We start from the raw sequence: 21,634 nt of genomic DNA, 5'->3' as shown, positions 1-21,634 counted from the left end.
GCCGGCCGCCCCACCATTCCCGGCCGCCCCACCATTCCCGGCCGCCCCACGTTCCCCGGCCGGCGCCGAGAACCGCTTGGCATCTTTAGGCTTGGTGGTTCGGCTCTGCCACGCGGTGCCCGGTCGCGGCTTCGTCCCGCTTGTCTGCGCGCTGCCTTTGCTCTGCTTCCTCGCGGTAAGCAGGCTCCGGCCGCTTCGGGCCGATGCGGGCGAAGCGGCCTCGTCACGGACGTCGGCGCGCGGCCGGGCCGCCCGCCTGGCGCGGGCGCTTCCGGTGAGTGAGCAGAGCAAAGCGTGGCGAACACCCAGCTCAGACCACGGAACAAACGGGCGGCGCTCGGGGTATGCCGGGGCCGCGGAACTCAGGGGCGCGTCAGGGCAGATCCCGATGCCGCCGACCGCCGGGAACGGCCACTCTTGACGTACCAACCAGCGAGAAAGCGAGACCCACAATGAACTCGGTGCACGACTCGATGTCCCGCCAGGGCCTGGTCCGGCCGCAGGAGGGGCGATTCCTCGGCGGTGTCTGCGCCGGCCTCGCGCGGCGCTTCGGGCTCGACCCGTGGCTCACCCGTCTTCTGTTCGTCCTGGTGCTGCTGGCCATCCCGGGCAGTCAGATCCTGGTCTACCCGATCCTGTGGATCCTGATGCCCGCCGAGAAGCCCGCCTACGTCAGCGCGTACCCGCCCGCCGTCTGATCCCCGGACGCCGCAAACCGAAAATCAACGGCCCGAGCACGAGTACGGCGAACAGCAGCGCGAACGTGAGCGGACCGGCCGTGTCCACCACCCCGGCCAGCCACCGCTGGACGCCTTCGGCCGCGGCGACCACCGGGTCGCGGCCGGCGAGCCGGAGGTCCCGGGTCAGCCGCAGCTCGTACCAGCCGTAGTAGGCGACGTAGAGCCCCGAGAGCACCAGGATCGCGCCGCCTGCCCGGGGCACCACGGCGAGCAGCCGCCGGGCCCGGGTGACGAGCGAGACGCGCAGCAGGGCCACCGCCACGGCGGTCACGCCCACCACGAGTCCCATCCCGGCCGCGTAGCAGACGTACCGCAGCAGGCCCTCGCCGATCGAGCCGGCCCGCAGGCCGGAGACCACGAGCGCGAGGAACGGCCCGGCGGCGCAGCCGAGCGAGGCGATCGCGTACGCCATCCCGAAGGCCACCATGGACCGGGTCGATCCGGTGAGCCGCGGCGCCCGTACGGCGGAAAATGCCGGAAGCGAGCCGCCCAGCGCGAGCCAGGCGCCGAGCCCGGCCAGGGCGAGGCCGAAGGCCACGGTGACCCACGGCAGGCGCGGCTGGATCTCCGCGGCGATCGGCGTCAGCAGCAGGCCGAAAGCGCCGAAGACGAGAACGTACCCGGCGGTGAGCGCGGCCGTGCACCGCAGCGCCCGCAGCACGGCCCGCCCGGGCGAGCGGCTCTCGGCCGAGATGAGGACCGACAGGTAGGCGGGGAGCAGCGCGAAACCGCAGGGGTTGACCGCGCCCATCATGCCGGCGGTGAGCGCGAGCAGCAGCATTCAGGCCACCATGGACCGGACCTGCTCGGTGAGCTGGAGGTCGTCCAGGTAGCCGGTCTTGAGGACCTTCCCGCCGGCGTCCAGGAAGACGTACGTGCTCTGCTGCGTGATCTTGAAGCGTTTCCAGATCGCGCCGGCCCGGTCGTCGAGGTGCGGGACGGCGCCGACGTTGAGATCCGAGACGAACTCGTGCATCGCCTTGTTGTCGCCGAGCCCGGCGATGCCGAGGATCCCGAGCCGTCCCCGATACTCCTGGGCGAGGTCGGAGATGCTCTGCGCCTCGCTCGCGCAGGTCGCGCACCAGGGGGCCCAGAACCAGAGGATCGCCGGCTTGCCGGCCATGGTGGCGGCGTCGAAGCGCGCCCCGTCAAGGGTCTTGCCGCTGAACCGCAGCGTGGCCGGGACCGCCGCCACGGTCCCGGCCGGTAAGGACGCGGGCGTGATCGGGGCGGAGTCCGGAGCCTCCGCCTTCGCCGCGCAGCCGCTCGCCATCGCCACGGTGATCATCGCCGCCAAGAGCTTTCTCAATGGGTGGCCTTGGCGTCGTCCAGCCGCAGCGCCAGGGCCGGGCACACGTTGACGGCCTTGCGGGCGCCCATCTCGAGCCACGGCGGCAGCGGCGTCTGCGGGAAGGCCGGGAAGCCGTTCGCGTCGAGCCGGATGATCTCGGGCGCGACCGCCGAGCAGAGGCCGTGACCGTCGCAGCGTGACCAGTCCAGCGCGAGCTTGCGGGCGCCGGTCTCGGCCGTGTAGGGCAGCGGCAGGATGCCGCGCACCGCCTTGCCGCAGCCCTCGCCGTTGGTGTGCGCGTCGACGTCCTTGGCGAACACCTCGAGCGCGGAGAGCGCGAACCGGGCCGTGCCGTCCGGGTGGCTGCACGCGCCGCGGCCCTTGACCACGCCGGCGGCCTGGCGCACGTTCTCGACCGCGTTGCCGCCCAGCGACACCAGGGTGACCGCGCGGGCCAGGTCGGGCAGGCCGAGCCGGCACGGGCCGCACTGGCCGGCCGACTCGCCGGCCAGGTACTGCACCACCTGGGAGACCTCGCCGAGCGGGCAGGTGTTCGAGCCGATCGGGATCAGCATGCCGGCGCCGAGCGTGCCGCCGACCTTGGCGAAGCCCTTACGGGAGATCGTCACCGTCCTGGCGGCCTCGGCGGTGATCCACTTGCCGTGGTACCCGCCGACCAGCAGGCCGGGGCCGATGTCGGCGCCGCACATGGCCAGCACGTCCATCAGCGGGGTGCCGCTGGGCGCCTCGACCACGGCGGGGTTGGTGGACGAGCCGCCGACGGTGAGCATCACCGTGCCCGGCTCCTCGGGGATGCCGACCGCGTTGTACTCCCACGGCCCGAGCCGGGCCGCGATCGCCAGCTGCGAGTACGTCTCGGCGTTGGACAGCAGCGTGGGCAGGCCCATCACGCCGTTGTCGCTGGAGCGGACCTTGCGGCCGGGCGGGATGTGGGCCTCGCCGTTGATGCCGCGGACCAGCGCGCCGCCCTCACCCGAGATGAACCGGTGCGGGACCGTGACGATCCGGGTCGGGCAGGGCATCCGCCGCTCGGCCAGGGCCGCGGTGATCGAGCTCTGGCCGATGCCGTCGTCGGCGATGCCGATGACGATCTCCTCGGCGTCCAGGGCGGCGGCCGCGAGCGCGGCGCCGTCCAGGATCAGGTGCGGCGCCCGGGTGAGGATCGCCTTGTCCTTCCAGGACGGCGGCTCGCCCTCGGTGCCGTTCACCACGATCACCGGCGGCAGGTCCTGCCGCCGGCAGGAGTCCAGCACCGCGCGCACCTTGCGGGCGAACGGGAAGCCCGCGCCGCCCCGGCCGCGCAGCTCGATCCGGTCGGCGAGCCCGATCAGCTCGCCGGACGAGAGCGCGGCGAACCCGCCGTGGACCTCCTGGTGGGCCAGGAGGTCCAGGCGGCCGTACTCGTCCATGCCCGCGGTGATCCGCGGAACACCGATCGCCGTGACCGGCGGAACCTGGGCGGTGCTCAATTCGCTTCCCCTCGCAGCTGCGACCAGTACTCGTCGTCAGCGACGTCGTCGTTCCCGCGGCCGCGGCCGCCGCCACGGCGAGCCCCCCGGCCCGCCGGTTCCTGCTCCTGCCGCCGCTGCCGGCGCGAGGCCATGTCGACCAGCGTCGGGGTCTCGTCGTCGTCCGCCAGGTCGACGAACCCGCTGCGGCTGTGCCGTCCCGAGTCGGCGCCGTCGATGTCGGCGCCCCGGCCGCGCCGTGCCCGGGGCGCATCCTCGATCTCGTCCTCGAAGCGCGGCTCGTAGCGGGCGCTGCGACGCGGCGGCTCGTCGTCGTAGCCGCGGCCGCCCCGGACCGGCGGGGGCACGTCGTCGTAGCCGCCCCGCGGCCGGGGGACGTCGTCGTAGCCGGGCTCGGCCCGGCGGCGCCCGCGCGGCGCGTCCTCGTACATCGGCATCGGCTCGTTGGCGGCGGCCCGCCGGCGGCGCGGCGGGGCCGGCTCGTCGAAGTCGTCGACCTCGACGCGGCGCATCCGGGCGGAGGTGTCGTCCATCTCGACCCGGCGCATGCGGGTGGAGGTGTCCTCCAGGTCGGGGCGGCGCATCCGGGCGCTGGTGTCCTCGAAGTCCGGGCGGCGCATGCGCGTTCCGGTGTCCTCGAAGTCGGGGCGGCGCATCCGGGTGGACGTGTCCTCGCCCGGGTAGCGGCGGCCGCGGACAGCCGGCTCGTCGTACTCGATCTCGTCCTCGATGCCACCGCGGCGCTGGCGCGGCGGCGCGGCCGGGGCGACCAGCTCGGCGCGCTGCTCGGGCGGCGGCGGCAGGGCGGCCGGCTGGAACGAGTCGACGACCGCGACCGGGCCCAGGACCTGCGGCTCGGGCTCGGGCTCGCGCCGGCGGGGCTTCTTCATGGCCGGGGAGGCGGTGGGCACCATGTTCCCGACCGGCTTCAGCGCGCCCGCGCCCGCGGTCGACGAGAAGTCCTTGTTGCGGTTGAAGCTGACCGAGAGGCGTACGGCCAGGCCGACCAGCACCGCGAGGACGCAGACGATGTAGCTGACGATGACCCACGGCTTCGCGGCGCGGCCGGCGGCGAGGCCGTGCACCAGCGCGATCGGCCACATCAGGTACGAGATCGAGTGGATGGCGCGCCACATCCAGGGCCGGCCGCGGCCGATGAAGCGGGACCGGGCGATACCCGTCCACATCACCAGGATCATGATCCAGCCGGACACGGTGCCGAAGCCGACGTAGGCCCGGTTCAGATGGCTGAGGAACGGGACGAAGATGTCGATCACCGCGATGTGCGACTCGGCGACCTTCGTCCAGACGTGGATGAACAGCGAGGTGACCGCGATCAGGCCGGTGGTGCGGTGGGTGGACTGCAACAGCACGCGTTGCCGGATCGACAGCACGAGCCGGTCGGTGGAGACCAGCCCGACCATGATGGTGATCGAGAGCGCCACGAGCGTGAGCACGCCCATGTAGAACTCCGCGTACATGAAGAAGTAGATGTAGCCGACGCGGCCGGGAGCGGTCATCATCGCGACCGCCCAGATCGCCGCGAGCACGCTGACGATCAGGATCAGGACGGCGCCCCGGGACGCCGGTTTGGTACCGGTAGCACCGACATCCACGGCCACACGATTGGCGGATCGCTGGTTGTTTCCTGTCCGGGCCATTGACTCCTCGTTCTCCGCAGCGGGTCACGTCCCGTTGGGCGTCGGGACGCCGGCATCCGTGGGGGATGCCCCGTGCTTCAGGCTCTGCGGGCAGGCTCCGGTCTCCCGGTTCCCGCCCATCCCCCATCTACGTGTGGCGGCGGGGTTCGGATGAACGTCTCGGGCCGAATTTGTCGGGCAGTTTCCACCGGGCCCGGCCACATGGCCCCTGAGCTGGGTGGACACCATGTGGTAACGGGCAACTAAGCAAAAAATAAGGTCCGTCGTAGAGTGACCCGGCGCACCGGCTGAACCTTTCGGCGTCCGGGCACGAACCATCTGGCGAGGATGTCAGGCGGCAGGTGCGAGCGCTTCTGCGAAGGAGGACGGATCATGCGACACCGGGCAGCCCGACAGGCACTGGTTGCCGCGTCCCTGACCTGCGTGCTTGCCGGATGGACGGCGCCGGCGTGGGCCGACGTCGACGGCTTCCGCGTGACCATCGGCCAGGCGCCGGGCACCATCACCATCGGCAAGCAGGCACGCACGCTCACGGCAGTCGTCGCCACCGAGCGGGAGCGGCGCTGCTTCCGGGTGCGCTGGACCCTCGTGATCAAGACCCAGGGGATCAGCCTCGACCAGATCCGGGTCAACCGCATTGAGAACGGGCGGAGTTTCCCGGTACGCGCCCAGTTGCGCGACGACGAGGCCCGGGTCGTCGACGCGCGGGCCGACCCGGGCCAGCTCTGCCGGAACCGGAAGGTCACCGGCCGCTGGGACATCTCGTTCGTCGGCCCCGACGACGGCCGGGTCACCTTCGAGGCGCAGGCGCTCGACGGCGGGCGCAAGCTGAGCTCGGCCGAGGCGAGCAGCCGGGTGGTGACCGCGGTCGCGGCGAAGCCCAGCGCCGGCCCGTCGGCCGCGCCGTCCCCGGACGAGGAGCAGGAGGCGGTCGCCGACGACCGGGCCGCTCCGGCCGACGACGCCACCTCGGCCGCGGCGCTCAACCCGGCCTCGGGCACGCCCAGCGCGCTCGGCCCCGGCCTGATCATCGGGGCGGTGCTGGTCTTCCTGGGCGTGGCGCTGCTGCTGCGGATCCGCACCCGCAACCGCCGGGAGGCGCCGGCCTGGCAGGCCGAGACCCAGGCCCTGCCGACGGGCTTCTCCTCGATGCCGCCGCCACGCCGCCGCCGGCGCTGAATTTTCAGTTAAGACTGTTTACTGATGCGCCCGCCGCGGGCTACCGTCGGCACATGCGCCGGACATCGATCCTCCTCGCTGCGCTCCTGGTGCTCGCCGGCTGCGGCGGCGCGCCGTCGTCGCCCTCGCCCGCCACGACCGCGGCGCACACCGGCGGGGCGGGGCAGCGGCATGCGGCGGCGGATGTCGAGTTCGTCCGCGCGCTGATCCCGCACCACGAGGCGGGGATCGCGCTGGCGCGGGCGGCGGCTTCGCGGCCGGCGGCCCGGACGCTGGCCGAGGCCATCATCGTCACCCAGCAGGACGAGGTCGTGCGGATGACGGCCTGGCTGCACGAATGGGGGGCGCCGGAGCCCGCGGCCCCGGGCTCGGCACCGGGCTCGGCACCGGCCTCTGCATCGGCTCCGGCCTCTCCCCCGGCCGATCCCGGTCACCCGGCCGATCCGCTGCGGGCGCTGATCGCCCACCAGCAGGAAGCGATCAAGCTGGCCCAGGCGGAACAGGCGAACGGGACGAACCCGGCGGCGCTGGCGTTCGCCCGGCAGGTGATCGAGTCGCGGGCGGCGCAGATCGAGCAACTGCGCGAGTATCTGACCTGAGACGTGCGTTCGGAGCGCCGGCTGGGTGGCGACTGTGGATCGGGTCACGGTATGCGTTCAAATGATCCACGATGGGTTGCCGTAGTGGGCGATTTCGCATAGAACTTCGTGCATGCGGCCCAGGGAGATCGCGGAGGCTTGGTTCGACATGTGCCGGGAGGGGGACGAGCGACGTTTTGCCGAACTGGCCACCGACGACTTCCTCTGCCACGGGCCGGGCGGCACGGGCGACCGGGCGACGTTCATCGACTGGCTGCACTGGTATCCGACCGCCTTCGCGGACCAGCGGCCCACCCTCGAGGACGTGATCGCCGACGGCGACCGGGTGGTGGCGCGCTACGTGGTGCGGTCCACCTATCGGGGCGGTTATCTGGATCTGCCGGCGCGGGGTCAGCACGTCGAGGAGACCGGGATCATCATCTACCGGCTGGCCGGCGGGCGGGTGGCCGAGACGTGGTTCGAGGGCAACGATCTCGAGGTCGCCCAGCAGCTCGGCGGCCGGGTGCAGATGCAACTGGACGACCGCTTCGGCTGATCCGCTCCCGGGCTCACGCGTGCGCCTCGAGCCAGGGCAGCAGGATCGGGAGGACCCGGTCGCTCCGCATGGCCGTCATGTGGTCGGCGCCGGGGACCGTCTCGACGGTCCAGCCGAGGGCGACCAGCTCGGCCCGGTGCTCAGCGAGGGGGCCGGCGATGTCCACGACCAGGTCGTCCCACTGCGACCCGTACGCGATGATGTCCTTCTCTCCCGCGAAAGCCAGGCGCGGGACGGTCAGCCCGGCGAGGGCCGCCCGCTCGTCGAAGTCCTGCAGCGACCCGTACATGGTCACGTACTGCAGGGTCTGGTCGGGCGTGCGGGTGAACGGGACGCTGTCCCAGTCGCCAGGGGTCGGCTCGCCGACCGGGGCGGGCGGGTCGAGCGCCATCCGGTGGGCGACCCGGGTGACGGCGAGCATCCCTTCGTAGGGACCGCCGAGCGGCGGGTAACCACCCATGGCCAGCGCGGTGAGCCGGTCGGTGCGGACGGCGAGCTGGAGGCCGGCCAGGGCGAGCCAGGAGTAGCCGTAGTAGGCGAACCGGCCGGCGCCGCCCGCGTCGGCGATGGCCAGCAGATCCGCGGCGAGGGCGGCGGGGGTCAGCGTACGCGGCTTGGGGTGCTCGGTCAGATGGGCCTCGTAGTCGGCGGCGATCACCCGGAGCCCGGCCGCCGCCAGGGCGGTGGCCAGGGCGTGCCCGGTGTTGGGCTCGCCGCCCCAGGCCCGGATCTCGTCGGCCGCCGGGCCCTCGAGCAGGCGGGTGCCGACCGGCAGCAGGACGGCCGGGTCGCCGGGAGAGCCCAGCACGGTGACGTCGATGATGGATCCGTCGTGCGTTCGCGCGGTAGCCACGCGAAACACTATACACTGTAAGGACTATGGTGACACCCAACGTCGAAGCGCACGTCCGCCGGCTCTGGCGGCATCGCGGCACGACCCTGCCCACCCCTCGTCGCGGGCCCCGGCAGCAGCTCGGCCTCGACGAGATCCTCGACGTGGCGGTCGCGCTGGCCGACGCGGAGGGGCTCGGCGCGGTCTCCACCCGGGCGGTCGCGTCGCGCTTCGGCAAGACGGCGATGGCGCTCTACCCCTACGTCGGCACCAAGGAGCAGCTGCTCGCGCTGATGCAGGACCACGCGTGCCCGCTGCCGGCCTGGACCGACCCCGCGACCGGCCTGGCCGACGATCTCGAGGCGTGGGCGCTGGCGTTCTTCGAGGTCCACCTCGCGCACCCCTGGCTCGCCGCGCTGTCGTGGGCCGATTCCGCACAGGGCCCGCACGAGCGCGATTGGATGGAACGCCTGCTGGGCGTCTTCGAACGCTGGGCGGTGCCGTCGCGCTTGCGGCCGCAAGCGATCACCATGGCGTACGCGACGGTGCGCGCCTGCGCGGAGACGGCGGCCGCCTATCGACGGCTCGGGTCGTCGGGCGCCGCGGCGTGGCGGGAGCGCGCCGAGGCGACCGCGGCGCTGCTGCCCGGCCTGCCGTCCCGCTATCCGCTCACCGCCGCGCTGCCGCCGCTGACGACGCAGTGGGCGGACGCGCCTCGCGCCGGGCTGGTGGCCGCCATCCGCCTGCTGGCGTCCGCGCTGGATGGCGCGCCCTGATCAGCTGCTGCCGCGCCGGTCCTGGACGCCGCTGTCCCCGGACCACCGGATCATGCCGGGCGCGCTCGAACGGATCGCCTGAGTGGCTCACCCGCCCGGCCGGGTGACTCACGCGTCGGCGGGCTTGTCCCGGTCGCCTGTGGCTTGCGCCAGTAGTGCGGCGAGGCCGGCGTTCCCGGCGGCCAGGATCTCCAGGCGCTGGGCCCGGTCGGAACGCCGCAGGCGGGCGAGCATCGCGGTCAGCGACGCGCTCGCCGGCGGGCTGGCCAGGATGGCCCGCAGGACCCGCGCCTGGAGGGCGTCGTCCAGGTCGGTGAGCGTCCAGACGAACAGCCGGGCCAGCAGACCGTCGCGGTTGCCGCCCAGGTCGGCGAGCTCGGGGGCGATCAGGCATCGGATGGCGAAGATCGATGCCCGGCGGTCGGCGTCGCCGATCACCCGCTCGACGACGGCCAGCACGTCCCGCGGGCGCAGGCGGGAGACGTCGGCCAGCAGGGAATGCAGCAGAACGGTGGCGGTGCTGCCGCCGGCGAAGTCCACCGCCGCCACGGCCACCGCCGCGCGACGGTAGGCGCGGGCCAGGTCCGCCGGGTTGTCCGTGCGGGCGGAGGTCAGCCACAGCTGGATCAGGCTGCGGGCGACCGATTCCCGCTCCGGGTGGGCGACGAAGGTGGTGATCGCCTCCGGCGTCTGCCAGAGCATCGGCTCGACCGCGTGCAGGAGGGCATCGTCGCTCAGGTTGTTGCTCAGGTGCATCGACTTGAGCGCGGCGTCCACCGGGAAGTTGCCGGCGTAGTCGTCCGGCCGCGGATGGCCGGGCGCGAAGCGGTTGGACCAGTCGGCGTCGATGGCTCCGACGCCGGCGCGGCCCGTGCCGAGGACGATGTCGCGGCGGCCCTCGTGCCACTCGCGGCGGACGGTGAGGTTTTCCAGGGCCTCCAGCCACATGCCGCTCGGGCAGGCGGCGCGCCATTGCAGGGCGGTTCCGCGCAGCCAGTCGGCGGGGTCGGCGGCCTGCGTGAACAGGTCGGAGGCGCGCAGCTCGCCGCCGCACGCCAGGACCAGCAGGACCAGGTTGAGCGAGTAGATGGACATCCAGTGGTCGATGCGCTTGTCGACGGGCTGGTAGCGGCTCGGGGTGAAGACCGGCCGGGTCACGGCCTGGGCGGTGCGGCGGACCAGGATGGCGCGGACGACGGCGCGCTCGTCGTCGCCGATCAGGCCCCGGACGAACGGCAGCACGGTGTTGCGGGCGGTCAGCGGGGTGAAACCGAGCAGGGCCTGGAGCGGGTCGTCCTCCTGGCGGTCGCGCAGGCGCAGGCCGCGGACCATCTCCTGGGCGGCGCTGAGCGGGGTGCGGAAGCCGGCCGGGCCGGCCGGGCGGGAGGGCGCGAGGTCGAGGGCGGCGAGGTCGTCATCGAGCTCGCGGGCGGTGACCCAGAGGCGGTTGCGGTTGAACATCGCGAAGGCGACCACGGCGAGGCGGACCAGTTCCTCCTCGACGAGCTCGGCGGTGCGGTCACCGTGGACTCTTCGCACCTCGCGCTCGGCGAAGCGGGTGAGCAGGCGCTCGTAGAGCTGGCCGCTGTCGAACGCGGCGGCGTCGTCGCGCAGGGCGTTGCCGTCGGCGTCGTAGAGGGCCAGCATCAGCAGCAGGAGCGGCTGCTCGGCCAGGCCGCGGACGCGGGTCAGGGCCTCGATGTCGAGCGGGGCCGGGAGGCGGCCGCGGTTGGCGGTGTTCCACACGTCGGCCCAGCGTCCGATCTGGTCGTCGTCGAACGGCTCCAGCCGCACCACCAGGGTGCCGCCGGGCAGCCGGGTCCGGTCGGCCACCGCGATCCGGCTGGTCACCACCACCGCGACCGGGCGGTCCAGGGTGGCCTCGCGCTCCTGGAACGCGGCGACCCGCTCGAGGAAGTCGGACTGGTGCAGGCCGGTCGTCTGGAGCAGCTCGTCGAGGCCGTCGAGCAGGATCACCGGTAGCGCCTCGCGGGACTCGCGGGCCAGGGCGGCCCAGGCGACGGTCTCGCCGATCGCGCGGCGCAGGGCGGCCTCCACCTGCTCCTGGACGTCGGCCTCGGCGGGTACGTCGCGCAGTGGCACCCGGACGACGAAGAAGTCGCTCGCCGGCAGCCGGGCCGCGAGGATCTTGGTGAGCGAGGACTTGCCCGCGCCGGGCTGGCCGAGCAGCAGCATCGGCGCCCCGGCCGCCTGCCCGGTGGTCAGACAGGTGGCGAGGAACGTGGGGAAGTCGGACCGGACGGCGGTGTCGGTCCACCAGGACTCCGCCGACGGGCGGGCGGCGGGGCCGACCTCCTTGACCCGGAAGTGCGGGTCGATGTATGCGTCGCCGAGCGGAGGAAGGACGAGGCGGTCGGCGTCGCCGCGGAACACCGGGCGGGACAGCTCGGCGCGGTAGACGCGCGCGAGGGCGGCGCGGTGGGCGCCCGGGTCGCTGCCGGAGGTGGCGCGCGACAGCAGAACTTCGAGGCGTTCCAGGCCGCGGGCCGACGCCCGGGCCTCGAGCTTGCCGGCCCAGATGGCGAACTCGGGGATCTGCTCGGCGAGCCGCCGATGCGCCCGGTCGTAGAGGTCGACCGCCCGGCCGATCATCCGAGGGTCGGCGGTCGCGGCGGCCCGCTCCCGATACCACTGGCGCAGGTCGTCGAGGAGGCGGTCGTAGGAGCGATCGGCCGACGGCATCGGAATTTGGCTCGTGACGAGGCGATAGATCATCGTCTCGCCGGGCGGGGCGCCGGCCGCCGAGAGTTGTTCGTCGCGGCTCGCGTCCAGGGACTCCCCGCGGTCGAAATCGTCCGTGGCATCGAAGAAGGCGGTCACGACCAGCACGGCGTGCGCGGCGAGGAGTCGCTGACTGCGGTCGTGGCGCCCCAGACCCCGTACGGAATCATTGATCTTGGCGCTCAGCAGACCGCTCAGCCGGGCCATCTCGGCCTTGGCGTCGAAGAAGCCGAGCGCGGCGTCGCTCCCGCCCAGCGTCGCGACGCTCAGCAGACCGCCCAGCAGGTTGTCGGCCGCGGTCGCGAGCGGGCCCTTGCCACCCAGGAGCTTGACCGCGTCGGCATAGGACAGTCCCTTCGGCATCAGCCCATTCTGGCCGACCTATGCCGCGGCCGGGACCCGCGCGAAGTCGGGGTCGGCCACCGGCCGGCCGTAGAGGTAGCCCTGCAGGTAGCGGTATCCCAGCCGGGTAAGCGCCGCCGCCTGCTCGGCGGTCTCGACGCCCTCGGCCACCGCGACCAGGCCGAGGCCGTCGGTGAGCCGGATGAGCGTCTCGGCGATGACCGCCTGCCGGCCGGCCGCGGTGACGTCGTCGACGAACGACTTGTCGACCTTGATGGTGTCGACCGGGACGGTCTGGAGCAGGCCGAGCGACGAGTGGCCGGTGCCGAAGTCGTCGAGCGCGATCCGTACGCCCAGCGCCTTCAGCTCGTGCAGCGCGGTCACCGCCGGGCCGCCCTCGAACACCGCCGTCTCGGTCACCTCGACGGCGAGGCAGGAGGCCGGCAGCCCGGTCGCGGCCAGCACCGACGCCACGAAGGCGGCGAAGCCGGGCCGGGCGAGCTGCTTGGCCGACACGTTGACGCTGACCCGGGCGGGCGCGTCGGTGCCGAGCTCCGCCCGCCAGGTGGCCAGTCGCAGGCACGCGGTCCGCAGCACCCACGCGCCCAGCTCGACGATCAGCCCGTTCTGCTCGGCGACCGGGATGAACTCGGCCGGGCTGACCATGCCCCGGACCGGGTGCTGCCAGCGCACCAGCGCCTCCACGGCGTGCACCCGCCCGGAGGGCATCTCGACGATCGGCTGGTAGACCATGTGGAACTGCCCGGAGTCCAGGGCGGTGCGCAGCTCGGCGCCGAGCCGCGCGAACGCGGTCGAGCGCTCGTCGAGCGCCTGGTCCCAGCGGCGTACCGTGACGCCGGCGACCTTCGCGGCGTGCATCGCCGACTCGGCCTGGCGCAGCAGCTCCACCGGGCCGAGGCCGGCGCCGCCGCTGAGCCCGATGCCGACGCCGACCAGCAGGTCGCGACCGTCGGCGCGGACCGGCGCGCGCAGCGCGGACACCATCTCCTCCGCCATCCGCTGCGCGTCGGCCGGGTCGGCGTCGGCCAGCAGCACCGCGAACTCGTCGCCACCGGTCCGGGCCACCAGCGCCCCGGCGGGCGCGGCGGCGATCAGCCGCTCGGCGAGGGCGGCCAGCACCTCGTCGCCGGCCGGGCGGCCGAGCTCGTCGTTGACGCTCTTGAACCCATTGAGGCCGAGCAGCGCCACCTGCGGGCACGCGGTCGCCGGGGCGTCACGCAGCTCCTGCTCGAGGCGGCGGCGGTTGGCCAGCCCGGTGAGATCGTCGGCCATGGCGAGCCGCTCCAGCTCGCCGGCCTGCCGGCCCAGCGCACGCATGAACTGCGCCATCCGGACGAAGACCAGCAGGAACAGCAGCACGGAGCCGACCGCGAGGGCACGCCGGTCGATGCCGTCGGCGCCGACCCCGGGCAGCAGCAGCAGGGCGGGCGCGATGATCGTGGCGACGCCGAACGCGACCAGCCGGGCCGGCCGCAGGCCCGAGCCGATCGCCGCGCCGGCCCCGGGCGACGTCATCGAGGGGTGCAGCGCGGCGGCGGCCCAGCCGAGGTAGGAGAGCAGGAACCCGACGTTGATCCATGGGATGTCGGCGTCCCAGTAGAGCGAGACCAGGGAGTAGGCGGTGTCGGCGGCGAGCACCAGCACCGCGGCCGCACCGATCAGCCGGGTGCTGGCGTTGCGGCCGCTCCCGCCGGTGAACAGCCGGGCGAGCATGGCCAGCAGCAGGACGTCGGCGGCCGGATAGGTGGTGCTGATCCATCGCTCGAGCATCGAGGTGGCCGACCCGGCCGCGACCGGGTGCAGCACGAAGACCCAGAACGCCAGGCCCAGCCCGACGGCGATGATCGCGGCCTCGATGAAGCCGGCCGAGCCCCGGCTGCCCCGCCGGCGCATGAGCAGCACCAGGCCGATGGCCACCGCCGGGTACGCGGCGAGGTAGAACACGTCGGCGAACGACGGGTACGGCTCCTCGTGCAGGACGAGGTCGTAATACTCGTAGACGAAGTCGCCCACCACCGAGACGAGCTGACCGGCGGCGAACCAGTACCACATGGCGGGCCGCTCCGGCCGGTGCAGGCGCACGCCGGCCAGGATGGCGAGCCCCGAGACGAGGCCGATCCCGTCGTAGGCGAACGTGGACGCCAGCGAGTCGGCGGGCAGCATGAAGTAGCCGATGATCGCCGCTGTCCCGACGGCGACCCACCAGTGCCAGATCCGCGCTTGCCTCACGTCCGTGTATCGGCCGCGCCCGCCGCCACATGAGGGACTTTTTTCGGGATTCGGCTTGGCACTCCCTCGCCAGGAGTGCTAAATAATGAGTTGTCGCTGCTGGTCGATCGCGGTGATGCACCGCGAGTCCCGCCGCAGCGGCCTCGGCAGAACCGATCTTTAGCCGAGCGCCACGGGTCCGCCGGAAAGCCCGGCGGACGGACGGAGGAGGTGTTCGTGGTGCTGACTTTCGATCCTTTCCGCGACTTCGACCGCCTGGCCGGCCAGATCCTCGGCGGCCCGCCCGTCGCCGGCGCCGCCACCCTGGCGATGCCGATGGACCTGTACCGGTCGGGTGACCACTTCGTGCTGCACTGCGACCTGGCCGGTATCGATCCGGGATCGGTCGACGTCAGCGTCGACAAGCGGGTGCTGGTCATCCGCGCCGAGCGCTCCGCGCGCACCGACGACGACGTGCAGTGGGTCCGCCGCGAGCGGCCGACCGGCACCTTCGAGCGACGCATCAGCCTCGGCGACGGGCTCGACCTCGACCAGGTCAGCGCGACCTGGCAGGACGGCGTCCTGACGCTCACCATTCCGGTGGCCGAGGCCGCCAAGCCGCGCCGCATCGCCATCACGACCGGCGCCGAGCGCGGCCCCGCTGTGGTCGAGGGCACCGCGGCCGAGACCCCCGCGCTCACCAAGCACTGACCCCCTCGCACCGGCGGGCGGGCGGGAGGTGCTCCCGCCCGCCCATCACAGCCGCGACCGCGTCAAGCGCATCGTCGGGACGAGCCCGCGTCAGGACCGGCGGAACTTCAGCACGTCCAGGACAAACCACTCGTCGTCGTGATGGATCACGGTTTCCAGGCGCTGCCGCAGCAACTCGTGGACGTGCGCGCCGTCGTACGTGCCGCCGCTGGGGTCCCGATAGTGCACCGCGACGAGCTCGCCGTCCGGCTCCAGGCGCTCGATGAGCCCGGTGAGCAGCTCGTCGAGGTCGCCGGCCGACAGGTAGTAGAGCAGGTCGCCGACGACTATCAGGTCGAACGTGCCGCCGGGCAGGTCGGCCGGCAGCACCGCCCGCTGAACCGTGACGTGCGGGAAGTCGCGCACCGCCGCGGCCGCCGTGCGCACCGCCTCGGGCACCGCGTCGACCGCGAGGATCTCGTCGCAGCGCGGCGCCAGCAGCCGGGTGAGCAGGCCGACCGCGCAGCCCGGCTCGTAGCAGCGGCGGTAGCGCTCGCGGGTCAGGCTGGCCGTGGTCACCGCGTATTTGCGCTGGTCGGACCACTTGGTGGCATTGTCCCAGGGGTCGGTCTTGGCCTCGTACATGCCTACGAAGTGGTCCAGCGGGACCGACCGGGCGGGCGGCCGCGGTGCGTCGTGCGCTCGTGTCACGGTCGGGATTCTGCCAGCCCGCCCGGCGGGGTCGCGGCTGGCCGGTATCGCACATGCGGCCCGCGGCGCGGCATTTCGAGAGATCATGACGGGGTGAGCGGCCGCACCTTCGGGATCCTGTCGCCCTTCGTCGGGGGCGATTACTACGGGGCGATCATCGAGGGGATCAACGCGGCGGCCGCGGACGGCGGCGACCGGATCATGGCGATCCAGACGCTCGACCCGGGCGCGCACAGCGCGGACCGGGCCGGGATCCCGGATTTCCGCAAGCCGTTGTCGTGGCGGCACCTGGCCGGGCTGGTGGTGCTGCCGGGTGCGGTGGACACCGCGTACGCGACGCAGGCGCGCGCGTCCGGCCTGCCGGTGGTCTTCGTGGCCCAGGAGGCGGACGGCAGCGGGTGCTCGGCGGTCCTGGCCGACAACCGCAGCGGCGTACGCGATGCCGTCGCCCACCTGATCGCCCACGGCCATGAGCGGATCGCCTTCGCCGGCCACCTCTCGCATTTCGATCTCCGTGAGCGGCACGAGGGGTACCGGGAGGGTCTGCTCGCGCACGGTCTCGCCCCGCGGCCCGGCCTGCTGTTCGAGACCGGCGACAACCACGAGAGCGGCGGCGAGGCCGTGGCGGACGCGCTGATCCGGGCCGGGATGCCGGCCACCGCGATCGTGCTCGGCACCGACCGCAACGCGATCGGCCTGGCCGCCCGCATGTCCGCCGCGGGTTACGACCTGCCCCGCGAGCTGGCGGTGGTGGGCTTCGACGACATCGCCGACGCCGCCTACATGCGGCCCAGCCTGTCCACCATCCGCCAGCCGCTGGACGTCCTCGGCACCACCGTCTATGAGCTACTCCTGGCCCTGTTATCCGATATTTCGCCACAAACGCGATACGTCACCACGGCGTTTGTCCGGCGCGACTCCTGCGGCTGCCCCGCTCAAGGGCTCCCGGTGTCGGAGCCGGCGGCGCGGGCGCTTTTCGGCCAGGTGCAATACCTGCAAGACAACCTCAACATCCAGTACGAGCTGGGCATCGAGCTGCTCGGCACGCACGAGCGCGACCCCCGGTCCCTCGCCTGGCTGGGCCAGACCCCGGCCATCGCCGGCTCCCTCGGCCTGTGGACGCCGGGCGACGAGACCCGCCTCGAGATCGTCGGCGACTTCCGGGCCGGCTGCGACACCGGCGCGGCCATCGGCGCCGACGAGTTCCCGCCGCCGCAACTCTTCGACAAGACCGACGGCCCGGCCGGCGACATCGTCTTCGTGGTGCCGGTGCGCAGCCGGCACCGCGACTGGGGCGTGCTCGCCGCCGTCGGCCGCATCCAGTCCACCACCCCGCCCGGCCGCGAGATGATGAACCAGTCCGGCGCGCTGCTGGCCGCCGCCCTCGACTACGAGGTGATGATGGCCGCGCTGCGCGCGCAGGAGGAGAGCCTGCGCAACGCGGCCCTGCACGACCACCTGACCGGCCTGCCCAACCGGGTGCTGCTCGAGGACCGGATGGAGCAGGCCGGGCTGCGGGCCGCCCGCCAGCCCGGCTACCGGTTCGCGATCCTGCTGCTCGACCTCGACGGCTTCAAGGCGGTCAACGACACCCTCGGCCACGCGGTGGGCGACCTGCTGCTGGTCGAGGTGGCGCGCCGGCTCACCGGCCTGCTGCGCAAGTCCGACACGGTGGCCCGCCTCGGCGGCGACGAGTTCGTGGTGCTGCTCGACGGCGCCACCGCGGTCCAGTCGGTGATCGCGAACATCACAGCGACCCTCTCCGCGCCGTTCTTCCTCGACGGCGAGCGGGTCGCGGTCGGCTGCAGCATCGGGGTCGCGGTGTCCGGCGAGGGCGGCGCCGACCCCGACCACCTGCTGCGCGAGGCCGACGCGGAGATGTACAAGGCGAAGTCCGCGGCGAAGCGCGCCAACTCGCGTTAGTTGTCCTAAACCCGCTCCCCCGGCTGCCGATGTGACGGTCAGCGAGGAAAAGGCCGGGAGTTGCGTGTGGGCAAGGAACGGGGCTTCAGCACCGTCGAGATGATCGTCGCGGTGGCGGTCGTGACCATCACCATGGTCGCGAGCGCCCCGTTCTTCGTGAACGGCCTGGCCGCCGTCGCCCGGCAGCGCTCCCGGCAGGGCGCGATCCAGCTCGCCGAGACCGCCATGGAACAGGTGCGCGGTCTCAAGGGCAGCGCGCTGCTGGCCGGCCGGAGCGTTATAGCCACCCAGGCGCAGTTCGATGCCGCCCTGAACGACAAGGCCATCCGGGATTTGGTCCGGCCGTACCTCAAGACGATGCAGGTGGCCGCCGACCCCACCCTGGAGGCCAGCTCGCAGCGCGGGGCCGACGCGCCGATCTCCACGTCGCCCCGGTACATCACCGTCGGGGGCACGGAATACCGGCAGAACATCTACGTCGGCCAGTGCGAGGTCTACCTGACCGGCACCAGCGAGTGCGTCTATCCGAAGGGCGCGGGCGCCCCGGCCGACCCCACCGACATCCTCCAGTTCTTCCGGGTGGTGGTGCTCGAGACCTGGACGGTCCGCGGCTGCCCGGGCGGCACCTGCAGCTACGTCGCCACCACGCTGGTGTCCCGCTCCTCCGAGCCGACGTTCGACTTCAACCGCCCGGCCCCGCAGGTCATGGCCAACAACCAGACCTGGTACCTGGGCGACCCGGTCTCGTACCAACTGAAGGCGCGCGGCGGTCAGCTGCCGAACAAATGGACGATCGGCGCGCTCCCGGCCGGCCTGGGGCTGCTCCCGAACGGGATGATCACCGGAACCGCGACCCCGGCCGGGGTGGTGGCGACCACGGCGACGGTCACCGACAAGGCGAACCGCAGCAACACCGGCCCGGTCACGTTCACCGTGGTCCGCCCGCCCGCTCCGGTGGTGCCGGCGAGCGTCACCAGCCGGGTCGGCGACGCGTACAGCCTGCCCCTGTCCGCCGTCGACGGCGTGGCGCCGTACTCCTCCTGGACCGCGACCGGCCTCCCGCCCGGCCTGCAGATCGACGCCGGCACCGGCGCCATCACCGGCACCCCGGCCACCGCCGGCGCCTACACCGTGACCGTCACCGTCGCCGACGCCAACCAGCGGACCGGCACGGCCACCTACTCGCACGTCGTCACCCCCGGCCTGACCCTGAACGGCCTGAGCGACCAGACGATCGACCTGAACTCGCAGCTCGACCTCACCGCGATCGCCGAGGGCGGCGACGGCACGTACACCTACAGCGCCGATGGTCTGCCGGACGGGGTGACGATCAAACCGAACGGCAAGCTCAACGGAAAGCCCAAGGAGTCGGGCCGGTTCCTGCCCACTATCACCGTCACCGACGGCAGCGGCGCCACCGCCAGCCGGCGGATCGTCATCATCGTGACCACCAGTGACTCGCTGGTCTTCACCGCTCCCGCGCTGACCGCGCCGGATCAGGCCACGGCCCGGGGCGTCGCGGTGGCGCTCCCCCTGACCACGAACGGGACGTTGTTCGGCCTGCCGCCCCTGCTGACCATCACCGGCCTGCCGCCGGGCCTGACGCTCAACCCGCTGACCGGGGTCATCTCCGGGACCCCGGCCACGGCCGGCGTCTACACGGTGACCGCGACGGCCGCCACCCTGGCCCCGCCGCGCACCAGCGTCCTCACCTTCACCTGGACGATCGTATGAGCGACGACGCGGCCGCGACGCCGGCCGACGAGGGCTACTCGCTGATCGAGGTCATCGTGGCCACCGGCTTCATGCTGATGGTGCTGATGATGGTCGCCGGCGGGCTCTCGCTGATCTACTCCGACTTCAACCGGGCCGACGAGCTCGGCAACGCGCGCGACCAGATCGGCAACAGCTTCCGCCGGCTGGACAAGGAGTTGCGCTACGCCACCTGGGTGAAGGCGGGCGGCCCACCCGGCCGGCCCTACTACCTGAAGTACGCCACCACGACCGACTGCCGGCAGTTGGTCTTCAAGGACCACACCCTGACGCTGTCGAAGTGGGCACCGGCCAGCACGACCGCGGGCGCGCCGACCACGATCGCCACCGACCTGACGGCGATCGAGGGCATCGATCCGTTCACCGTCTACGAGCCCGGCCAGCAGCCGTACGCCACGCCCAACTCGGAGGCCAGCGGCATCGGCGCCGGGGTCGGCAGCGAGTACGAGCTCGAGCACTACCAGATCCGGCTCCGGTTCCTCGGCCAGGTCGGCCGGACGAGCCTGCCGCTGGACGTGCTGTTCACCGCGCAGAACACCACCCGGAACACCCCGGAAAACAACCCCTGCGCCAACGGAGGGCTGTCCTGATGCGGCGTCCGATCTTCCGCGCCCCCTCGCTGCGCCGCGACGAGGGCTCGCTCCCGATGGCCATGCTGGTCGTCACCGTCGCACTGGCCCTCTCGGCCACGATGGTCCCGATCGTGGTCCGCCAGATCAAGAGCACCCAGAACTACGACCAGCGCGGCGCCGCGCTGGACGCCGCCCAGGCCGGCCTCGACGTGATGGTGGCCCGCGTGCGCGCCGCGTCCGACCAGGCGCAGAACGGCTATCTGGAGAACCTGCCGCCGTGCAACCTGACCGGGATCGTGGGGGCGACCGGCGGCGGCATCAAGTCCACGTACCGGGTCACGGTGACCTACCGCGACCGCAACGGCGATGACGTGGCCGCGTGTGCCGTCTACGACGTGCCCACCACCGCGATCGTCGAGTCGGCCGGCACCAACGGCGCGGTGACCCGGACGCTGACCGCCACCTACGTCTTCTCCACCAGCAACACCAACATCCCGGGCGGCCGGATCAAGATCGCCAGCAGCACCCTCGGCGAGCAGTGCCTCGACGCCGGGCCGGCGGCGAGCCCGCCGGCCGGGACCCCGGTCACCGTGCAGAAGTGCGACGGCAGCAGCGAGCAGCAGTTCGGGTACACCGCCGACCTGTACCTCCGGCTGATCTATTCGGAGTCGTCGGCCGCCCCCTCGGGCACCTGTCTGTTCGCCAACTCGACCCGGGTCAGCGGCACCACGCCGGTGGTCTTCCGGCCCTGCCCGACCGTGCGGACCACGAACTTCCAGTGGGCGCTCGACGGCAGCAGCGTCTTCCACGCCACCACCTCGGCCAGCAAGTCCGACGGCAGCTACTGCATGAACATCCGCACCCCCGGGTCGGCCACCGATCACGCCGTCGTCCTCGCCGGCTGCGGCGGCAACAGCACCAAGAACGTCTGGTACTCCGCGACCGGCGTGGGCGCCGGCATGGCCGGCGACGCGACCAACCAGCTGGTCAACTACAAGCAGTTCAGCCGCTGCCTGGACGTGACCAACAAGCAAACCGGCTCGGCATACATGATCGCCTGGTTCTGCAAGCAGGACCCGGGCGCCCTGGTCGACTTCAACCAGCAGTGGGTCCACCCGGTGCCGGTGCTGCCGGAGATCTTCAAAGACGGACCGATCATCGTCAACAACGCCAGCTCCAACAGCAACGCCAACAACAGCTCGCCCAACTACAACTACTGCCTGAAGTCGCCGGGGACCGCGACCTCGACGTCGTGGGTGACCGTGGTGTCGTGCAAGGACGCCGCGACCCAGGCCAAAGCGGAATTGACCTGGCGGGTCTACCACGACACCGGCGATTACGGCACGAGCTACCGGATCATGGACTACAAGAAGAACTGCCTGCAGCCCACCGAGCAGGGCACCGGCATCGCCAACAACTACCACTCCGACGGCACCAGCAAGATCCTGGTCGCCCCGTGCAGCACCGCCGACATCCAGAAGTGGAACGCGCCGGCCAACATCAACCAGCCGACGCCACTGGTCAACCTCACCGAGAAGTAGGCCGTAAT

At 72.5% G+C, this 21,634-nt stretch carries 18 protein-coding genes; 10 read left to right on the top strand and 8 right to left on the bottom strand.

The features are described from left to right. Positions 1-452: 452 nt before the first annotated feature. Positions 453-698, top strand: coding sequence for a PspC domain-containing protein (locus ACFQS1_RS11595; protein WP_378966790.1), 246 nt, complete (start codon positions 453-455; stop codon positions 696-698). Here the strand turns inward: ACFQS1_RS11595 and ACFQS1_RS11590 are convergent. The 4 genes from ACFQS1_RS11590 to ACFQS1_RS11575 are packed head-to-tail and all read right to left on the bottom strand — an operon-like array spanning position 673 to position 5,137. After that, entirely contained in the window at positions 673-1,521 is an 849-nt protein-coding gene (locus ACFQS1_RS11590; RefSeq protein WP_378966788.1) for a cytochrome c biogenesis CcdA family protein, read from the bottom strand. The two genes, ACFQS1_RS11595 and ACFQS1_RS11590, sit on opposite strands and share 26 nt — an antisense overlap. Next, entirely contained in the window at positions 1,522-2,028 is a 507-nt protein-coding gene (locus tag ACFQS1_RS11585; protein WP_378967043.1) for a redoxin domain-containing protein, read from the bottom strand. A 17-nt stretch (positions 2,029-2,045) separates the two neighbouring features. Beyond that, the gene (locus ACFQS1_RS11580; RefSeq protein WP_378966786.1) at positions 2,046-3,521 is read right to left on the bottom strand and encodes an NADH-ubiquinone oxidoreductase-F iron-sulfur binding region domain-containing protein; all 1,476 of its coding nucleotides are present in this window, start codon (positions 3,519-3,521) and stop codon (positions 2,046-2,048) included. Continuing rightward, positions 3,518-5,137, bottom strand: coding sequence for a translation initiation factor III (locus ACFQS1_RS11575; RefSeq protein WP_378966784.1), 1,620 nt, complete (start codon positions 5,135-5,137; stop codon positions 3,518-3,520). Before ACFQS1_RS11575 ends, ACFQS1_RS11580 begins: the two co-directional genes overlap by 4 nt. Positions 5,138-5,554: 417 nt before the next feature. On the opposite strand from ACFQS1_RS11575, the gene ACFQS1_RS11570 reads away from it, so the two are divergent. The 3 genes from ACFQS1_RS11570 (at position 5,555) to ACFQS1_RS11560 (ending at position 7,495) form a co-directional block, all read left to right on the top strand. After that, the gene (locus ACFQS1_RS11570) at positions 5,555-6,361 is read left to right on the top strand and encodes a hypothetical protein (protein WP_378966782.1); all 807 of its coding nucleotides are present in this window, start codon (positions 5,555-5,557) and stop codon (positions 6,359-6,361) included. Between the two features lie 53 nt (positions 6,362-6,414). Beyond that, a complete protein-coding gene (locus ACFQS1_RS11565; protein ID WP_378966780.1) occupies positions 6,415-6,960 on the top strand; it encodes a DUF305 domain-containing protein in 546 nt (181 codons plus the stop codon). A gap of 112 nt (positions 6,961-7,072) precedes the next feature. Then, positions 7,073-7,495, top strand: coding sequence for an ester cyclase (locus ACFQS1_RS11560; protein ID WP_378966778.1), 423 nt, complete (start codon positions 7,073-7,075; stop codon positions 7,493-7,495). A 13-nt stretch (positions 7,496-7,508) separates the two neighbouring features. Here the strand turns inward: ACFQS1_RS11560 and ACFQS1_RS11555 are convergent, their stop codons facing one another. Further along, positions 7,509-8,348 carry an alpha/beta hydrolase gene (locus ACFQS1_RS11555; protein ID WP_378966776.1) on the bottom strand — a complete coding sequence of 280 codons (840 nt, stop codon included), beginning with the start codon at positions 8,346-8,348 and terminating at the stop codon, positions 7,509-7,511. Positions 8,349-8,374: 26 nt separating this feature from the next. Here ACFQS1_RS11555 and ACFQS1_RS11550 point away from each other — a divergent pair, with 26 nt between their 5' ends. Continuing rightward, a complete protein-coding gene (locus ACFQS1_RS11550) occupies positions 8,375-9,103 on the top strand; it encodes a TetR/AcrR family transcriptional regulator (RefSeq protein ID WP_378966774.1) in 729 nt (242 codons plus the stop codon). 108 nt (positions 9,104-9,211) lie between these two features. Here ACFQS1_RS11550 and ACFQS1_RS11545 read toward each other — a convergent pair whose 3' ends face one another. Both ACFQS1_RS11545 and ACFQS1_RS11540 read right to left on the bottom strand, forming a co-directional pair. Further along, positions 9,212-12,208: an NACHT domain-containing protein gene (locus tag ACFQS1_RS11545; protein WP_378966772.1), complete on the bottom strand. Its 2,997-nt coding sequence runs from the start codon at positions 12,206-12,208 to the stop codon at positions 9,212-9,214. Positions 12,209-12,226: 18 nt separating this feature from the next. Beyond that, the gene (locus ACFQS1_RS11540) at positions 12,227-14,437 is read right to left on the bottom strand and encodes a putative bifunctional diguanylate cyclase/phosphodiesterase (protein WP_378966770.1); all 2,211 of its coding nucleotides are present in this window, start codon (positions 14,435-14,437) and stop codon (positions 12,227-12,229) included. 216 nt (positions 14,438-14,653) lie between these two features. Between ACFQS1_RS11540 and ACFQS1_RS11535 the strand changes: the two genes are divergently transcribed. After that, the gene (locus tag ACFQS1_RS11535) at positions 14,654-15,127 is read left to right on the top strand and encodes an Hsp20/alpha crystallin family protein (RefSeq protein ID WP_378966768.1); all 474 of its coding nucleotides are present in this window, start codon (positions 14,654-14,656) and stop codon (positions 15,125-15,127) included. A gap of 90 nt (positions 15,128-15,217) precedes the next feature. Here the strand turns inward: ACFQS1_RS11535 and ACFQS1_RS11530 are convergent, their stop codons facing one another. Next, positions 15,218-15,817 (bottom strand): SAM-dependent methyltransferase, encoded by a 600-nt coding sequence (locus tag ACFQS1_RS11530; protein ID WP_378966766.1) that lies wholly within the window; start codon positions 15,815-15,817, stop codon positions 15,218-15,220. Positions 15,818-15,910: 93 nt separating this feature from the next. On the opposite strand from ACFQS1_RS11530, the gene ACFQS1_RS11525 reads away from it, so the two are divergent. The 4 genes from ACFQS1_RS11525 to ACFQS1_RS11510 all read left to right on the top strand — a co-directional run bounded on the left by ACFQS1_RS11525 (position 15,911) and on the right by ACFQS1_RS11510 (position 21,626). Next, entirely contained in the window at positions 15,911-17,740 is a 1,830-nt protein-coding gene (locus ACFQS1_RS11525) for a diguanylate cyclase domain-containing protein (RefSeq protein ID WP_378966764.1), read from the top strand. 66 nt (positions 17,741-17,806) lie between these two features. Beyond that, on the top strand, positions 17,807-19,474 hold the full coding sequence (locus ACFQS1_RS11520) for a putative Ig domain-containing protein (RefSeq protein WP_378966762.1): 1,668 nt from the start codon (positions 17,807-17,809) through the stop codon (positions 19,472-19,474). After that, the gene (locus ACFQS1_RS11515; protein WP_378966760.1) at positions 19,471-20,103 is read left to right on the top strand and encodes a hypothetical protein; all 633 of its coding nucleotides are present in this window, start codon (positions 19,471-19,473) and stop codon (positions 20,101-20,103) included. Before ACFQS1_RS11520 ends, ACFQS1_RS11515 begins: the two co-directional genes overlap by 4 nt. Continuing rightward, positions 20,103-21,626, top strand: coding sequence for a ricin-type beta-trefoil lectin domain protein (locus ACFQS1_RS11510; protein WP_378966758.1), 1,524 nt, complete (start codon positions 20,103-20,105; stop codon positions 21,624-21,626). The genes ACFQS1_RS11515 and ACFQS1_RS11510 overlap by 1 nt, the downstream gene beginning before the upstream one ends. Positions 21,627-21,634 lie beyond the last annotated feature (8 nt).

This window comes from Paractinoplanes rhizophilus, from assembly GCF_042664765.1.
Classification (GTDB): Bacteria; Actinomycetota; Actinomycetes; order Mycobacteriales; family Micromonosporaceae; genus Actinoplanes; species Actinoplanes rhizophilus.
This window is presented reverse-complemented; position numbering and strand designations above follow the sequence as displayed.

Bases quoted from the DNA above. Each gene is read 5' to 3' on its own strand.
- ACFQS1_RS11595 (WP_378966790.1), top strand. From the start codon at position 453: ATGAACTCGGTGCACGACTCGATGTCCCGCCAGGGCCTGGTCCGGCCG.
- ACFQS1_RS11590 (WP_378966788.1), bottom strand. From the start codon at position 1,521: ATGCTGCTGCTCGCGCTCACCGCCGGCATGATGGGCGCGGTCAACCCC.
- ACFQS1_RS11585 (WP_378967043.1), bottom strand. From the start codon at position 2,028: ATGATCACCGTGGCGATGGCGAGCGGCTGCGCGGCGAAGGCGGAGGCT.
- ACFQS1_RS11570 (WP_378966782.1), top strand. From the start codon at position 5,555: ATGCGACACCGGGCAGCCCGACAGGCACTGGTTGCCGCGTCCCTGACC.
- ACFQS1_RS11565 (WP_378966780.1), top strand. From the start codon at position 6,415: ATGCGCCGGACATCGATCCTCCTCGCTGCGCTCCTGGTGCTCGCCGGC.
- ACFQS1_RS11560 (WP_378966778.1), top strand. From the start codon at position 7,073: ATGCGGCCCAGGGAGATCGCGGAGGCTTGGTTCGACATGTGCCGGGAG.
- ACFQS1_RS11550 (WP_378966774.1), top strand. From the start codon at position 8,375: ATGGTGACACCCAACGTCGAAGCGCACGTCCGCCGGCTCTGGCGGCAT.
- ACFQS1_RS11545 (WP_378966772.1), bottom strand. From the start codon at position 12,208: ATGCCGAAGGGACTGTCCTATGCCGACGCGGTCAAGCTCCTGGGTGGC.
- ACFQS1_RS11515 (WP_378966760.1), top strand. From the start codon at position 19,471: ATGAGCGACGACGCGGCCGCGACGCCGGCCGACGAGGGCTACTCGCTG.
- ACFQS1_RS11510 (WP_378966758.1), top strand. From the start codon at position 20,103: ATGCGGCGTCCGATCTTCCGCGCCCCCTCGCTGCGCCGCGACGAGGGC.